This window comes from Acidocella sp. KAb 2-4, assembly GCF_020567705.1.
Classification (GTDB): domain Bacteria; phylum Pseudomonadota; class Alphaproteobacteria; order Acetobacterales; family Acetobacteraceae; genus Acidocella.
Window position 1 is genome coordinate 61,274 of the sequence record NZ_JAJDJU010000006.1, and the last position, 14,393, is coordinate 75,666.

Here is a 14,393-nt window from a genome sequence, read left to right on the forward strand (position 1 = left end):
CCGCCTCGCTCAGAGCCGCAAGGTCTTCAGCAACCGGGCGTAAAGCTGTCCTGAATAGGGGGGCACCAGCCGCTGCGGTACACCGTACGCGCGTGCGAGAATTGCGCGAAGCCTTCCCGTCCGTGATACGCGCCCATGCCGGACGCGCCCACCCCGCCAAACGGCGCGTCATGGGCGGCGACCTGGAGCAGCACGTCGTTGACCGCCACACCGCCGGAGATCGTATGCGCCAGCACCAGCCGCTCCTCCCGCGCGTCCGCCCCGAAATAATACAACGCCAATGGACGCGACCCCGCATTGATCCGCGTGATCACGGCCTCAATCTCCGTGTAGGTCTCAACCTGCAACACTGGTCCGAAGATCTCTTCCTGCGCGATCCGGCTGTCTTGCGGCGGGTCGATCACCAATTGCAGCGGCCAACGGCGCGAGTTGGTGCTGAGCCCGCCGCCGCAATCCACAATCCGCCCGCCGCGCGTGCGGATCTCGGCAAGATACCCCTCCAGCCGAGCCTGGTGCCGTGCGTTCACGATCGCTGTCAGAGCCTCACCCCCCGCCGTAACGGGAAACAAGCGTTGATGCGTCTGCGTGCAGGCGGCGATGAGCGTCTCCAACCTCGCGCGCGGCACGAAAACTGTGTCGGGCGCCACGCAGATCTGCCCGGCATTCATCGCCTTGCCCTCGACAATGCGCTTGGCTGCCAGTGCGATGTCGGCATCGCGCCCGATAATCGCTGGCGATTTGCCACCAAGTTCGAGAGTCACCGGCGTCAACCGATCAGCCGCGGCGCGCATCACCCGCATGCCGGTGGCCGAACTGCCGGTGAGCACCAGATGATCGAAGGGCAGTGCGCTGAAGGCAGCGGCGGCTCTGGCGTCGCCGCAAACCACCGTCAGTTCGTCCTCGGCAAAAGCGGCCTGCACCGCTTTACGCAGCGCCTCCGCCGTGCACGGCACAAATTCCGATGGCTTCAGCATCGCCCGGTTACCCGCCGCCAGCACGAAGGCCAGCGGCGCGAGCGTGGTGAACAGCGGTACATTCCAGGTGCCGAGAATACCCACCACCCCTTTCGGCAGATGCTCCACCCGCACCCGCGCGCCGAACAGGCTAAACGGAAACACCCCCTGCCGCCGCTCGGGTTTCATCCAGCGACGCACATGGGCGCGGGCATATTTCACGGAGTTGAACGTCGCCATCACGTCGTTCATCAGCGAGACCTCGCGCGGCCGTCCACCGAAATCCTCGTCCAGCGCGGCGCAGAATTCATCCGCATGCTCCCGCAGTAAGCGCAGCAGCCGTGTCAGGCGATCGATGCGCAATGCCGCCGGCACCTCGCCGCCCTCAATCTGCGCCACCTGCATACGGGCCAGCAATTGCATCTGCGCGCTGGCAACATCATCAGTTTCACTCATCGTCTCGCCTTTCTTGCAGAACGTTCCGTGTCAGCACCCGCCGCGCAGAAACGCCGACGCGCGCTCGCCAATCATAATCGCCGCGGCGTTGGTATTGCCCGAGATCAGCCTGGGCATTACCGAGGCATCGGCCACGCGCAACCCCGCGACGCCGCGCACCCTCAACCGGCTGTCCACCACCGCCGTGGCATCCTCGCCCATCCGGCAGGTGCCGACCGGATGGTGTCCCGTTGTGCCGTTGGCGCGGGCATAGTCCAACAGCTGGCTGCGGGTTACAGCCGCCGCCCCAGGATAGATCTCCCCCACCATGACCGCCGCCAGTGCCGGTGCGGCCGCAATCCGCCGCGCCCAATCCATCCCCGCCAGAGTGGTCTCGATGTCATAATCGGTGCTGAGATAATTCATCAGGATGCGCGGCTTCGCGCTGGGGGCGGGGGAGGCCAGCTCGATCCGCCCACGCGAAGTCGGCCGGCAGACATTCGGCGCCAGTGTAAATCCGGGGAAATGGTGCAGCGCCTTCTTCTTCCCCTGCAACTCCCCGGAAAGCGGCAAAGCATGAAATTGCAGATCAGGTCTAGAAAGTTCAGGACGGCTACGCAGAAAAACACCGACCTCGGCGGCGGGCATGGTCATCGCCCCCCGCTTGCGCAGCAGATAATCCAACACCTCGATCATCACGCGCGGCCCAGCCAGCCTCTGGTTCATCGAGGCCATGCCATCGCGCAGCCGCCACATCAGCGGCACCACCAAATGATCCTGCAAATTGGCGCCAACGTCCGGCGCCTCGGCTACCACCGGAATCCCGAGCCGCGCCAGCGCCGCGCCCGGGCCGATACCGGAGCGCATAAGCAATTGCGGTGTCGCCACCGCCCCGGCGCATAGAATTACCTCAGCGCGCGCCCGCGCCTCATGCGCCTCACGCCCGAGATTATAGCGTACACCGCACACCCGCCGCTCGGCCATCACCAGATCCGTCACCGCCGCGCCGGTTTTCAGCGCCAGATTGGTCCGCCCCAGCGCCGGGCGCAGATAGCCATGCGCGGCCGAACAACGGCGTCCGCCCAGCATCGTCGTCTGATAAAATCCAGCACCTTCCTGCGCCACGCCATTGAAATCGCGCGTGCGCGGAATCCCCGCCTGTTCGGCGGCACGCAGCAGCAAATGCGAGAGCGGCGATGGCGCGGCGAGATCGGAGACGGCGATTGGCCCGTCAGTGCCATGCAGCTCATCCGCAATGCCAAAATTGCGCTCCATGCGCTCGAAAAAAGGCGCGACATCCCGCCACCCCCAGCCACGCGCGCCCGCCGCATCCCAATCGTCATAATCCTCATGCTGGCCGCGAATATACAAGAGCCCGTTAATTGCCGAACTACCGCCCAGCACCTTGCCGCGCGGCAATGGCACGCACCGCCCGCCGAGGGCGGGTTCGGCTTCCGTCTCATAAGCCCAATTGAAGGTGTTGCGCGGGTCCTGCGTCTTGCCCCAGCCCGCGGGCATGTCGATCAGCAGGCTGTCATCGCGCCCGCCAGCTTCTAGCAGCAGCACCCGGCACGACGCATCCTCGGAGAGCCGCGCGGCCACCGCGCATCCGGCGCTGCCCGCCCCCACCACAATGTAATCAAACGTCTCCACTTTGTCCCTCCGCCTGTTTTTGTCATTCGCTATCAGCCGCCCTGCCCGCGCCGCGCACCAGCGGATAAAAAACCTCCTCGCTCCAATGCGGGTTCTTGCCCGGCAGGCCGTAGCGCCAAGGCCGCCCCTGCGGCACATGCAACGTGCCGAACAAGGTATCGAATACCGACAGGATGAAGCCGAAATTCCGGTAATTCGCGCCATCCTTGCCGAAACCATGATGCGTGTGGTGGAGACCCGGCGAGACGAATACATGCTCCGCCAAGCGGAACATACGCCCCACCACCGGCGCCCGGCGCACCGCGTCATCCCAACGGAAATTGCTGTGCGTGACCACGTTCCACGCATATTCGGTCACCGCCAACAGCGCCGCCGCCATTGGCTGGCCCATATACAGCGTGACCGCGATGACCCATGCCGGCGGCTGGATCAGCGTCCAGACGGGGTTGATGCGGAACACCAGCAAAGTGGTCATATATTTACCCGAGTGATGGGTGCGATGCAGCTTCCACAGCCATGTCAGCCATTTCTTATTGCGACCTTGGTGCGACAGGCGGTGGACCCAGTAGAACAGGAACTCATCCACCAACAGCATCACGGCGAAGACCACCCACACCGGATCATGCGCCAGCATGTTACGCTGCCCAGGCAGTAGCAAACCAAACCCATTGGCCAGCGCGATGGCCAGCACAGGCCGTGAGACCGCCGAGCCGATCCCGGCGCAGAGCAAGTTCACCAGCCAGTCGGCCCGCGTGTAAATACCGCGATGGCGGCCCAGGGCGATCTCCAGCCCCAGCACACTCAGGCCGAAAGCAAGATAGAACATTCCGAACCCTGCATAACTCATCATCCGTTTTGCCTTTGCGCGTTGTGAAACAAGCAGCCTAACGCCACGCAGGACTTAAATAAAATGAATTGAATATGCGGTTTGCATGTATAAGATTCATACATGGACCTAAAACGCTTACAGTATTTCGTGACACTGGTTGAACACGGCAGCTTCGTGCGCGCCGCGGAAGCCTTGCACATGACCCAATCAGCCCTCAGCCATAGTATCCGCACGCTGGAGGAACAGGTCGGGCTGACGCTGCTCGACCGCGGCAAGGCTGGGGTGGAGCCTACGCAGGCGGGCACGCAGTTACTCACCGACGCCACCGCCCTGCTCCGCCAAGCGACCACGCTACGCACCAATCTGCGCGCGCTGGCGCGGCTGGAAACCGGCAGGGTGAGCTTCGGCGTGGCCCCACTGCCCGCTTATCTCTGGCTGTCGGCCGCGCTGGCCGCATTACTCGCCAATCATCCTGGCGTAATCGCGCACGCTTCGGTCACCGCCATTTCCGAACTCTTCGATCAGTTGCGCCAGGATCGCATCGAATTCTTCATCTCCGCCCGGGACCCGCTGCCCATGGCTGATTGGTATGAAATCCACCCTCTGACGCGGCTGGAACTGGCGCTGATCACACGCGCCGACCATCCGTTGCAGCATCATCCCGCCCCCGCTATGGCCGATCTTGCCCGGTTTCCGCTGGCCTCCGTGGCCACCGATTTCGCCCGCGCCGAACCCGCCGCGCCGCCACCGCCGACACCTGACCTCATCGCCGTGGAATGCGCCGACTGCCATGTGCTGTGCGACCTCACGCTGCACTCCGACATCGTCTGGATCACATCGGCGCTGGTGGCGCGGCGCGATCCCGAACGCCTCGCAGTGCTGCGTATCACCGTGGACGGCATCCCCCCGGCCACCGAAATCGTCATCGTCTCGCATGCCGGACGAACGCTCTCCCCCGCCGCGAAACTGGTCATCGGGACGATCCGCGCGCAAGCCGGGCGTGACGTATCTGGACCGGCGCAATCCTGAGATCACCGCGCCGCCCGCCATGCGCCCTCAGCTCAATATATCGCCGTTATGCGCGCCCAGCACCGGTGGCGGCAGCGTCACCTCAAACGCATAGCCGCTCATGCGGATCGGGTTGGCGTAATGCGTGGTGGCGGCCTCGCCCTCACCCACCGCCATCACCGTCCCGCGCGCGGCGGCATGGGCGCTGTCCAGACTTTCCGCCAAGCTCAAGACCGGGCTGACGCAGGCATCCACATTTGTGAATATCTCCATCCATTCGGCCAGCGTCTTACACGCAATCTCCGCCGCGACCTCGGCCACCGCCGCCGCCAGCTTGGCCCCCATATCCCAGCCGCGCGCGGCGAGATCGGGCCGCCCAAGCGCCGCGCAGAAATTCCGCCAGAATTTCGGCTCCAGCGCGCCCACTGCCAGATAGCGGTCATCCGCCGTGCGGTAGGTGCGGTAACAAGGCAGGCCGCCACTCAGAATGTCGCGCCCCGGCACCGGGTTGGGCGCGCCGAACATCGCGCGCGAGGCCAGTGCCGCCACATTCAGCGCCATCGCGCAATCGGTCATGGCAATATCAATATACCGCCCCTGCCCACTGCGCTGCGCATCGAATAACGCGGCGAGAATGCCCGCCGCCGCACTCAGCCCGCCGCCCGCGAGATCCGCGATCGGGAAACCGCCCGGCGAGGGCCGGCTGCCATCGACCACATTCTGCCCGAGAATTCCCGCCTCGGCCTGGTAGTTGATGTCATGCCCCGCCTTCGCCGCCAGCGGGCCGTCCTGACCGTAGCCGGTGATCGCGCAATAGATCAGCGCGGGCCGCAGCGGCTGCAAATCGGCATAGCCCAGGCCGAACCGGGCCATCACGCCGGGGCGGAAGCCCTCCACCAGAATATCCGCCCCCGCCACCAGCCGCCGCACCGCCGCCACCGCCTCCGGCTGCTTCAAATCCAGCACCACCGATTTCTTGTTCCGGTTGGTGAGGTCGAAGATGCCGCCCGGCGGCGCGCCCGCGGGGCCGCGCGCGGCATCGCCGCTGCCCGGCGGCTCGATCTTGATGACCTCGGCGCCGAGATCGGCCAGATACTGCGTGCACACCGCGCCCGGCAGCAATTGCGTGAAATCGAGAACGCGCAGCCCGCGCAGCGGGGGGTTTGACATCGCTCAGCCCTCCAGCGCGCGGAAGGGCACGTCGCGGTCGGTGCGGAGTTCACCCGGCAGCCCCAGCACGCGCTCGGCGATCGTGTTTTTCTGGATCTCGTCGGTGCCGCCGGCGATGCGCGCGCCCGGCGCGGCCAGCCACAGCAATTGCGGCAGCCGCCATTGCGCGCCCAGCGCCTCGGCGGCGACCAGCCCTTCCGCCCCGCCCAGCTCGATCGCCAGCGCGCCGCCGGTCTGGAAGGCACGCGCGCCGATCAGCTTCACCGCCGACATTTCCGGCCCGGGGCTCTGCCCGCGCGAGATCGCGCTCATGCCCCGGCGCACGATCAACTCAACCCCGAACTGGGCGAGATACGTCTCGGCGATGCCCGCGCGCACGCGCGGATCCTCCAGCGCCGGGCGCTCGCCCCACACCACCTGCTTCGCCAAACCGATGAGCTGCGCGTAAAGATCGCCGGAGAAATTCTCGCCCAGTGAGAACCGCTCCTTCATCAGCGCCGACATCATCACCTTCCAGCCGTCATTCTCCGGCCCCAGCCGGTCGGCATCCGCGATCCGCACATCGCTGAAGAACACCTCGCTGAAATGGTATTCATCGCTGGCTTGGCGGATCGGGCGGACCTCCACGCCCGGCGCCTTCATGTCGAGGATGAACATCGTCAGCCCCTTGGATTTCGGCTGATCCCAATCGGTGCGCGCGAGCAGAATGCCGTAATCGGCGATATCGGCGTTCGAGGTCCAGACCTTCTGGCCGTTGATCACCCAGCCATCACCGTCGCGCGCCGCGCGGGTGCGCAGATTGCCGAGATCCGACCCGGCGGACGGCTCGGAGAAGAGCTGGCACCAGATATGCTCGCCCCGGAAGGCGCTGGCCAGATATTTGACCTTCTGCGCGGGCGTGCCCCACATCGCCACCGTCGGCAACGCGGTGCCGAGGCTGACCTCGAACACGCGGTCCGGGGTGAGGAATTTCGCCTCCTCCTGGTTGTAAACGATCTGCTGCGCGGGAGTGCCGCCGAAACCGCCCATCTCCTTGGGCATGACGATGGCGGCATAGCCGGCCGCGGCCTTGCGCGCCTGCCACGCCTTGGCGGCGGCCAGATATTGTGGCTTGTCCAGCCCGGCGCCGAACTTGTCCTCACGGCCGCGCCGGGGCTGGGCGTTGGCCGCCAGCCAGGCGCGCACCTCGGCGCGGAACGCCGCTTCCTCGGGGGTATCGTCGAAATTCATCAGGCTGCCTCCTCGATTAGCGCCGTTGCCAGCGCATCGCGCCACAGATGCTCATTGCCGATGATCTGCCCGAGCCAGCGGGCACGGCGCAGATGCAGGTGGCAATCCATCTCCCAGGTGAAGCCGATGCCGCCATGCAGATGCAGCCCCTCCTCGGCGGCGAGGGTATAGGCGGCGGTGGCCGCCACGCGCGCGGCGGCGGCGGCGCGCGGCAGTTCCGGCGCATCGCTGGCCAAAGCCCAGGCGGCGAAATAGGCATGCGCGCGGGCCAATTCGAGCTTCGTGTAGATGTCGGCCAGCTTGTGCTTCACCGCCTGGAAGCCGCCGACCACGCGGCCGAAGGCGCGGCGCTGCAGCACATAATCGCGGGCCATATAGAGCGCCGCCTCGGCCCCGCCGATCTGCTCGAAGGCGAGCAGCGTGGCCGCGCCGAGCGTGACCGCGCGCGCGGTGGCGGCGCCATCGCCCGGCAGCCATGTTGCGGGGGCGGCGGCGAACTCGATGCGCGCTAGCGGCCGGCTAGGGTCGAGCGAGGACAGCGCCTGCCGGGTCACGCCCGGCCCGTTCAATTCCACCAGCGCCAGTTCGCCCCCGGCCAGCACCACGCAGATCTCCGCCGCCATGCCATCGGGCAGCGCGTGCAGCGTGCCGGTGAGCGCGTCACCCACGCGGCACGGCGGCGGCGCGGTGGAGATGCGATGCGCGGCCGCCGCCAGCGCCGCGGTGCCGATCACCTCGCCACTGGCAAGGCGCGGCAGCCAGAGCGCCTGTTGCGCCGGGCTGCCCGCGCGGCGCAGCGCCTCGGCGGCCAGATAGACCGAGGAGAGCAGCGGCACCGCCGCCAGCGCCCGCCCGGCCTCCTCGGCCACCAGGCACAGCTCCAGCAGCCCGAGCCCGACGCCGCCCTGCGCCTCCGGCAGCGCCACCCCGAGCGCGCCCAGCGCCGCCAGCTGCCGCCAGGTTTCGGCGCAATAGAGCGTGCGCCCCTCCAGCACGGCGCGCACGTTGGGCGAGGTGGAGTAATCCGCCAGCACGCGCCGGACCTCGGCCTGCAACCGGCGCTGATCTTCAGAAAAATCGAAGTTCATGGAAAAATCCTTTAGTTCGCCGGAATCTCAGGCGGCCTTGCGCAGGCCGGGCGAGGGCGCGGCGGCGGGGCCATGGAAGGTCTGCCCCGTCTCCGCCATCGCGCGCACCAGTTCGGGGATCGCGTAGAGATCGCCATACAGCCCGCGCAGCCGGTCGCATTCCGCGATCACCGCCGGCAAGCCGAGCGTGTCCATCGCCGCGAACGGACCACCGAGATAGCTCGGGAAGCCCACCCCCAGCGTGGCGCCCAGATCGCCGTCGATCACGTCGATCAGCACGCCTTCGGCGAAGCAGCGCGCCCCCTCGGCCAGCTGGGCGTACAGGATGCGCGCCTTCACCTCCTCGATACCAGGCTGCACGGCCAGTTCGGGCAATAATCCGGCGAGCCCGCTCCACACCCGCTTCTCGCCATCCGGCCCGTAATCGAAGAACCCCTGGCCGGTCTTCAGCCCATAGCGCCCGGCCTGATACAGCTTCACGATCACGCCCTCGCGCATCGCCCCGCCGCGCTCGCGCGCCTGCGCCTGCCCGGCATGGTAGCTGGTGTCGATGCCGATCGTGTCCGAGATGCTGAGCGCCCCCATCGGCATGCCCAGCATGCGCGCGCCATTTTCGATCAGCGCCGGCTTCACGCCGCTCTCCACCATGTCCAGGCTGGCGGTGACGAAGGCGCCGATGAAGCGCGTGGTGAAGAAGCCTGGGCCGTCATTCACGGTGATCGGCGTCTTGCGGATCGCCGCGGCGAAGTCGAGCGCCACGGCCCAGCTTGTATCGTCGGATGCCTCGCCCTTGATGATCTCGACCAGCGGCATGCGCTCGGCCGGGGAGAAGAAATGCATGCCGATGAAGCGCTCCGGCTCCGCCGCATAGGCGGCGAGGCTGGTGATCGGTAGGCCGGAGGTGTTGGAGGCGATCACCGTGCCCGGCGCCACCGCGGCGCGGAGCTGCCCGATCACCATTTTCTTCGCCTCGCGATCCTCGAACACGGTTTCGATCGCCAGTTGCACATCGCCCAGCCCGGCATAATCGGCGCACGGCAGCAGACGGGCCAGAATGGCGTCGATCTTGGCCTGGGTGCTGCGGCCTTTCTCCAAATCGCGCGCCAGCCGCTTGGCGGCATAGGCCTTGCCGCGCTCGGCGCTGGCGAGGTCGCGGTCGATCAGCACCACCTTGATCCCCGCCTTGGCCGCGGCGAAGGCGATGCCCGCCCCCATCGTCCCCGCGCCCACCACGGCAATGCGCCGGAAGCTCTGGCGCGGCACGCCGGCCGGGCGCGCGGCCAGGCTGTCGGCCTTGCCCTTGTTGATGAACATGGTGCGGATCAGATTCCCCGCCACCGGGCTTTGCATCAGCTGCGTGAAATATTTGGCCTCGATGCCCAGCGCCTTGTCCATCGGCAGCACCAGCCCCTCATACAGCGCCGCCAGGATCTTCTCCGGCGCCGGGTAATTGCCGAAGCCGTTGGCGCGGGTCATCGCGTTGGCGGCGATGAAGGTGTTGCGGAACCCGGGATCGAGCGTGCCCGCCCCGCCCGGCACGCGGAAGCCCTTGCGGTCCCAGGGCTGCACCGGGTCGCCATGCGCGCGCAGCCAAGCCTTGGCGGTCTCCACCAGCGCGCTGGCCGGCGCCACCGCATGCACCAGCCCCATCTCCAGCGCCTGGGCGGGGGTCACGTTCTGGCCCTGCATCATGATCGGCAGCGCCTTCTGCAAGCCGACCAGACGCGGCAGGCGCTGCGTGCCGCCGCCGCCGGGCATCAGCCCGACCATGCTTTCCGGCAGACCGAGCATGAGGCGCGGATCGTCGGCGGCGACGCGGTAATGGCAGGCCATCGCGATCTCCAGCCCGCCGCCCAGCGCCAAGCCATTGATGGCGCAGGCCACCGGCTTGCCAGCCGTTTCCAGCCAACGCAGCAGGCGAGATAGATAGGAATACACATAGGCCCGTTCAGCCAAGCTCTTGCCGGAGAGATCCACCCCGCCGCCGCCGATCATCTTGAGATCGCCCCCCGCGACGAAACTCTCCTTGCCCGAGGTGAGGACGATCCCCGTCACCGCCGCATCCGCCATGGCCGCGCGCAGCGCCGCCTCCAGCGGGTCGGTGAGCGCGGGGCCCAGCGTGTTCATTTTCCCGCCCGGCAGGTCCATGACGATGGTGCGGATGCCGTCGGCATCGGTGGTGCAGGTTACTGCTTCGCTCATCTTCCGGTTCCCCTCAATTCACCCGTTCCAGCACCATGGCGATGCCCATGCCGCCCGCCGCGCAGAGCGAGACCATGCCCAGCCCCAGCCCGCGCCGCTCCATCTCATCGAGCAGCGTGCCCGCGATCATCACCCCCGAGGCGCCCAGCGGATGCCCCATCGCGATCGCCCCGCCATTCACGTTCATCCGCTCATGCGGGATGTTCATCGTGTCCATCAGGCGCAGCGGCACCGCCGCGAAGGCCTCGTTCAGCTCCCACAGCTCGATGTCAGCCGCCGTCAGCCCGGCCGCGGCCAGCGCGCGCTGGCAGGCGGGCGTCGGCCCATCCAGCATCAGCGCCGGTTCGGAGCCGACGGTGATGAACGAGCGGATGCGCGCCCGCGGGCGCAGCCCCAAGCGCGCGCCCACCTCGGCCGAGCCCAGCAGCATCAGCCCGGCGCCATCGACGATGCCCGAACTGGTCGCGGCGGTATGCACATGCTCGATCCGGTCCACCTGCGGATAACGCTGCATCGCCAGGCTGTCGAAGCCCATGCTCTTGCCCAGCTCGGCGAAGGCGGGTTTCAGCGCCGTCAGCGCCTCTAGCGAGGCATCGGCGCGGATATGCTCGTCTCTGTCGAGCAGCACCTCGCCGAGCACATCCGTTACCGGCACCACCGCGCCCGCGAACCAGCCATTGGCCCACGCCGCCGCCGCGCGCTGGTGGCTGGCCAGGGCGTAGGCGTCGAGATCCGCGCGCGAATAGCCGTTCAGCGTGGCCAGCAGATCGGCGCTCACGCCCTGCATCACGAAGGGCGTATGGCTCGACACGCGCGGGTCGATGCCATGCGGCCCGCCGCCATCCGCGCCCATCGGAATACGCGACATGCTCTCCACACCGCCCGCCATCGCCAGCTCGACCATGCCGCAGCCGATCTTGGCGCCGAGAATGCTCACCGCCTCCAGCGCCGAGGCGCAGGCGCGGTTGATGTGCAGCCCCGCCGCGCGGTCGGTGAACCCGGCCAGGATCGGCGCGATGCGCGAGAGCGTGGCCCCCTGCTCGCCCGCCGCCGAGACGGTGCCGAGCACCGCCTCATCCAGACAATCATCGGGCAGATTGCCGCGCGTCTTGAGCGCCACCATCAGCTGGCGGACCAGCTCCACCGGGGTTGCCTCATGCAGCCCGCCATCGGGCTTGCCGCGCCCGCGGGGGGTGCGCACGTGGTCGTATATGAAAATCTCGCGCATTCTTGTCCGGTTCCACATTCAGGTCACAAGAATATAATGCATTATAAGTTTTCGCCAGACCGTCAAGCACTTCCTGCCGCGACGCGCGAAAAATTCACGGTTTGCGTAAAAAGCTGCCGGAAATTTTGGCGTTAAACCGGCGTAACCGCGCCGGCGCGCTGCATCAGCGCGGCGAAGCCGGGGCGGTCGGCCTCGGTGAGCAGCGCGGCGCAGACCAGCGCGAAGCTGGCGCTGAGCTCGGCGCGGAGGCGCTCCATCTCCCAATCCTGGATCGACCATTGCTCGAAAGTCGCGTCGAACACGCGCATCAGCGTCGCCTCCAGCACCTGCACTGGAATCACGGATGGCAAATAGCCATCGGCGGCCAAGCTGCGCGCTAGGGGCTGCACCACATGCCCGCTGGGCGGCACCGGAAACCGGCCTTGCTCAACCGGCCCGAGGCCGAAAAGCGCCTTGCGGATATTGCGAAAAAAGCGCGGACGGCGAGAAAACGCGTCCACCACCCGGTCCACCACGCCCACCACGCGCTCCAGCGGCGAGGTGCCCGCCATCCACTCATGCGTCCGGTTGAAGCCGCGTACCTGGCCGTCGAACAACTCCACCAGCACCGCCGCCTTGGAGCCAAACAGATTATATGGCGTGGCCAAACTCAACCCGGCGCGCTTGGCCAGCTCGGGCATGGAAAAAATGCCGTCGTCGCGCTCCTCGATCAGCTCGCCGGCCGCGCGCAGCAGCCGCTTGCGGCGCTCGGCGATGCCCTGTTGGAGCCGTCCGATCTTCCCCTCTGTGGCTTCGCTCGCCAATCAGCTTCCCCCGATCTCAGTCTTGGCGGCTTTACCGGACCTCTCCAAGCCGCGGCAAGGCTGGAGCCCATACAAACTTTATAATGCCTTTTAATTTTTTAAATTGTGGATTATCACACCTTCCAACGCCCCCGAGAGGGCAAAACACGAGACCGTGCCGGCAGTTACCGGCCCCAGCGAAACGAGCATCCATGGCCCATCAATTCCATCTCGCCGATCTGTTCGAAACCGTGGCCGCCACAGTGCCCGCGCGCATCGCGATCGAATCCGACTCGCTGACCCTCACCTTCGCCGAGCTGAACGCCCGCGCCAGCCGCCTCGCCTCGGGCATGGCGGCGCGTGGCATCGGACGGGGCGACACGGTGGGGCTGTATCTGATGAACCGGGCCGAGCATCTCGAAGCCTTCATCGCCAGCATCAAGCTCGGCGCGGTGCCGTTCAACATCAATTACCGCTACCGCGCGGAGGAGCTGACCTACCTGCTCACCAACGCGCAAACGGCGGTGCTGATCCACGGCGCGGAGTTCGGCCCCATCGTCGAAGAGCTGAGGCCGCATCTGCCGGGCTTGAAACTCTCGGTGGCCGTGGCGGATGGTTCGGGCATCGCACTCGGCAACTCGGCGGATTACGCGGAACTGCTCGCCAGCCCCGATACCGGCCCCTGGCCGCGCGCGGAATCGGACATCATTCTCACCTATACCGGCGGCACCACCGGCATGCCCAAGGGCGTGATGTGGCCGCATAAGGCCTTCGTCTTCGCCTGCGCGGGCGCCGCTGGCTATTTCAACCCAGCGGGCCCGATCAAGGTTCCCGAAGATATCGCCGACCGCGCCGCCAAAGGTTACCCGCTCAAAATGTTCCCCGTCGCCCCGTTGATGCATGCGGCGGCGCTGTGGGCGGTATGGTCGGCCCTGCTCAACGGCCTCACCATCGTCCTCGACGAACATAAGCATTTTGATCCCATCCACATCTGGGACAAATGCGCCGCGCTTGGCGTCAACATCCTCCAGGTGGTGGGCGACGCCATGGCCATTCCGCTGCGCGATGCATTACGCGCCAACCCGGACCGCTGGCAACTGGGCGCGATGGTCAATTTCGGCTCCGGCGGCGCGATGTTTTCGCAGCACGTGAAGGACGATCTGCGCACCCTGCTGCCGCCCAACGCCACCATCACCGATGGTCTAGGCTCCTCGGAAACCGGCTATAGCGGCCAGGCCCTGGCCAGCAACGCGGGCATGATGCAGCTCAAAACCAGCCCGGAACAACAGATCATCATCGATGACCGCATCGCCATCCCGGGTGAGACCGGACTGATCGCCCGCAGCGGCTTCACCCCGGTCGGCTATTTCGGCGACCCGGTGAAAACCGCCGAAGTGTTCCGCACCATCAATGGCCGCCTCTGGGTGGTGAGCGGCGATGCTGGGCGGTTGGAGGAAAATGGCACGATCACCGTGTTCGGCCGCGGCTCCACCTGCATCAACAGCGGTGGCGAGAAGATCTTTCCCGAGGAGGTGGAGGAAGCGCTGCGCGCGCATCCGGCGGTCAAGGATGTCGTGGTTGCCGGGCAGCCCGATCCGCGCTGGGGCGAGCGCGTGGTCGCCATCGCCTCGCCGCGCATCCCCGGCGCGCACCCGCCGCTGGCCGAGCTGCGCGGCTTTCTGGCGCAACATCTGGCCGGCTACAAAATACCGAAGGCGGTGGTCTGGGTCAGCGAGGTGCAGCGCTCCCCCGCCGGCAAGCAGGATTACCGCTGGGCCAAATCAATGGCCGCGCAAGCGCCGTTCTGAACCACGA

At 66.8% G+C, this 14,393-nt stretch carries 11 protein-coding genes; 2 read left to right on the forward strand and 9 right to left on the reverse strand.

Annotation, left to right across the window (positions count from 1 at the left end; translation table 11 throughout):
* Positions 1–26: 26 nt before the first annotated feature.
* From LI953_RS06125 to LI953_RS06135, 3 genes are read right to left on the reverse strand one after another with little or no spacing between them, the layout of a single operon-like run.
* Entirely contained in the window at positions 27–1,409 is a 1,383-nt protein-coding gene (locus LI953_RS06125; RefSeq protein ID WP_227075158.1) for an aldehyde dehydrogenase family protein, read from the reverse strand.
* A gap of 30 nt (positions 1,410–1,439) precedes the next feature.
* Positions 1,440–3,041 (reverse strand): GMC family oxidoreductase N-terminal domain-containing protein, encoded by a 1,602-nt coding sequence (locus LI953_RS06130; protein WP_227075159.1) that lies wholly within the window; start codon positions 3,039–3,041, stop codon positions 1,440–1,442.
* Positions 3,042–3,063: 22 nt separating this feature from the next.
* Positions 3,064–3,867 carry a sterol desaturase family protein gene (locus tag LI953_RS06135; protein ID WP_227075160.1) on the reverse strand — a complete coding sequence of 268 codons (804 nt, stop codon included), beginning with the start codon at positions 3,865–3,867 and terminating at the stop codon, positions 3,064–3,066.
* A gap of 123 nt (positions 3,868–3,990) precedes the next feature.
* On the opposite strand from LI953_RS06135, the gene LI953_RS06140 reads away from it, so the two are divergent.
* Positions 3,991–4,899, forward strand: coding sequence for a LysR family transcriptional regulator (locus LI953_RS06140; protein ID WP_227075161.1), 909 nt, complete (start codon positions 3,991–3,993; stop codon positions 4,897–4,899).
* A 27-nt stretch (positions 4,900–4,926) separates the two neighbouring features.
* Here LI953_RS06140 and LI953_RS06145 read toward each other — a convergent pair whose 3' ends face one another.
* From LI953_RS06145 to LI953_RS06170, 6 genes are all read right to left on the reverse strand, one after another.
* On the reverse strand, positions 4,927–6,048 hold the full coding sequence (locus LI953_RS06145) for a CaiB/BaiF CoA-transferase family protein (RefSeq protein ID WP_227075162.1): 1,122 nt from the start codon (positions 6,046–6,048) through the stop codon (positions 4,927–4,929).
* Positions 6,049–6,051: 3 nt separating this feature from the next.
* Positions 6,052–7,278, reverse strand: coding sequence for an acyl-CoA dehydrogenase family protein (locus LI953_RS06150; protein ID WP_227075163.1), 1,227 nt, complete (start codon positions 7,276–7,278; stop codon positions 6,052–6,054).
* Positions 7,278–8,366: an acyl-CoA dehydrogenase family protein gene (locus LI953_RS06155; protein ID WP_227075164.1), complete on the reverse strand. Its 1,089-nt coding sequence runs from the start codon at positions 8,364–8,366 to the stop codon at positions 7,278–7,280. The genes LI953_RS06150 and LI953_RS06155 overlap by 1 nt, the downstream gene beginning before the upstream one ends.
* A 27-nt stretch (positions 8,367–8,393) precedes the next feature.
* Complete coding sequence (locus tag LI953_RS06160; RefSeq protein WP_227075165.1) at positions 8,394–10,568, reverse strand: 3-hydroxyacyl-CoA dehydrogenase NAD-binding domain-containing protein; 2,175 nt, start codon at positions 10,566–10,568, stop codon at positions 8,394–8,396.
* 13 nt (positions 10,569–10,581) lie between these two features.
* Positions 10,582–11,796 (reverse strand): acetyl-CoA C-acetyltransferase, encoded by a 1,215-nt coding sequence (locus tag LI953_RS06165; protein WP_227075166.1) that lies wholly within the window; start codon positions 11,794–11,796, stop codon positions 10,582–10,584.
* Positions 11,797–11,927: 131 nt separating this feature from the next.
* A complete protein-coding gene (locus LI953_RS06170) occupies positions 11,928–12,599 on the reverse strand; it encodes a TetR/AcrR family transcriptional regulator (RefSeq protein WP_227075167.1) in 672 nt (223 codons plus the stop codon).
* A 191-nt stretch (positions 12,600–12,790) separates the two neighbouring features.
* On the opposite strand from LI953_RS06170, the gene LI953_RS06175 reads away from it, so the two are divergent.
* Positions 12,791–14,386 carry an AMP-binding protein gene (locus LI953_RS06175; protein ID WP_227075168.1) on the forward strand — a complete coding sequence of 532 codons (1,596 nt, stop codon included), beginning with the start codon at positions 12,791–12,793 and terminating at the stop codon, positions 14,384–14,386.
* Positions 14,387–14,393: the final 7 nt, after the last annotated feature.

What these genes read in the sequence shown, in the direction of transcription:
- LI953_RS06160 (WP_227075165.1), bottom strand. Translation starts at nt 10,568, where the DNA reads ATGAGCGAAGCAGTAACCTGCACCACCGATGCCGACGGCATCCGCACC.
- LI953_RS06165 (WP_227075166.1), bottom strand. Translation starts at nt 11,796, where the DNA reads ATGCGCGAGATTTTCATATACGACCACGTGCGCACCCCCCGCGGGCGC.
- LI953_RS06155 (WP_227075164.1), bottom strand. Translation starts at nt 8,366, where the DNA reads ATGAACTTCGATTTTTCTGAAGATCAGCGCCGGTTGCAGGCCGAGGTC.
- LI953_RS06175 (WP_227075168.1), top strand. Translation starts at nt 12,791, where the DNA reads ATGGCCCATCAATTCCATCTCGCCGATCTGTTCGAAACCGTGGCCGCC.
- LI953_RS06135 (WP_227075160.1), bottom strand. Translation starts at nt 3,867, where the DNA reads ATGTTCTATCTTGCTTTCGGCCTGAGTGTGCTGGGGCTGGAGATCGCC.
- LI953_RS06125 (WP_227075158.1), bottom strand. Translation starts at nt 1,409, where the DNA reads ATGAGTGAAACTGATGATGTTGCCAGCGCGCAGATGCAATTGCTGGCC.
- LI953_RS06150 (WP_227075163.1), bottom strand. Translation starts at nt 7,278, where the DNA reads ATGAATTTCGACGATACCCCCGAGGAAGCGGCGTTCCGCGCCGAGGTG.
- LI953_RS06140 (WP_227075161.1), top strand. Translation starts at nt 3,991, where the DNA reads ATGGACCTAAAACGCTTACAGTATTTCGTGACACTGGTTGAACACGGC.
- LI953_RS06145 (WP_227075162.1), bottom strand. Translation starts at nt 6,048, where the DNA reads ATGTCAAACCCCCCGCTGCGCGGGCTGCGCGTTCTCGATTTCACGCAA.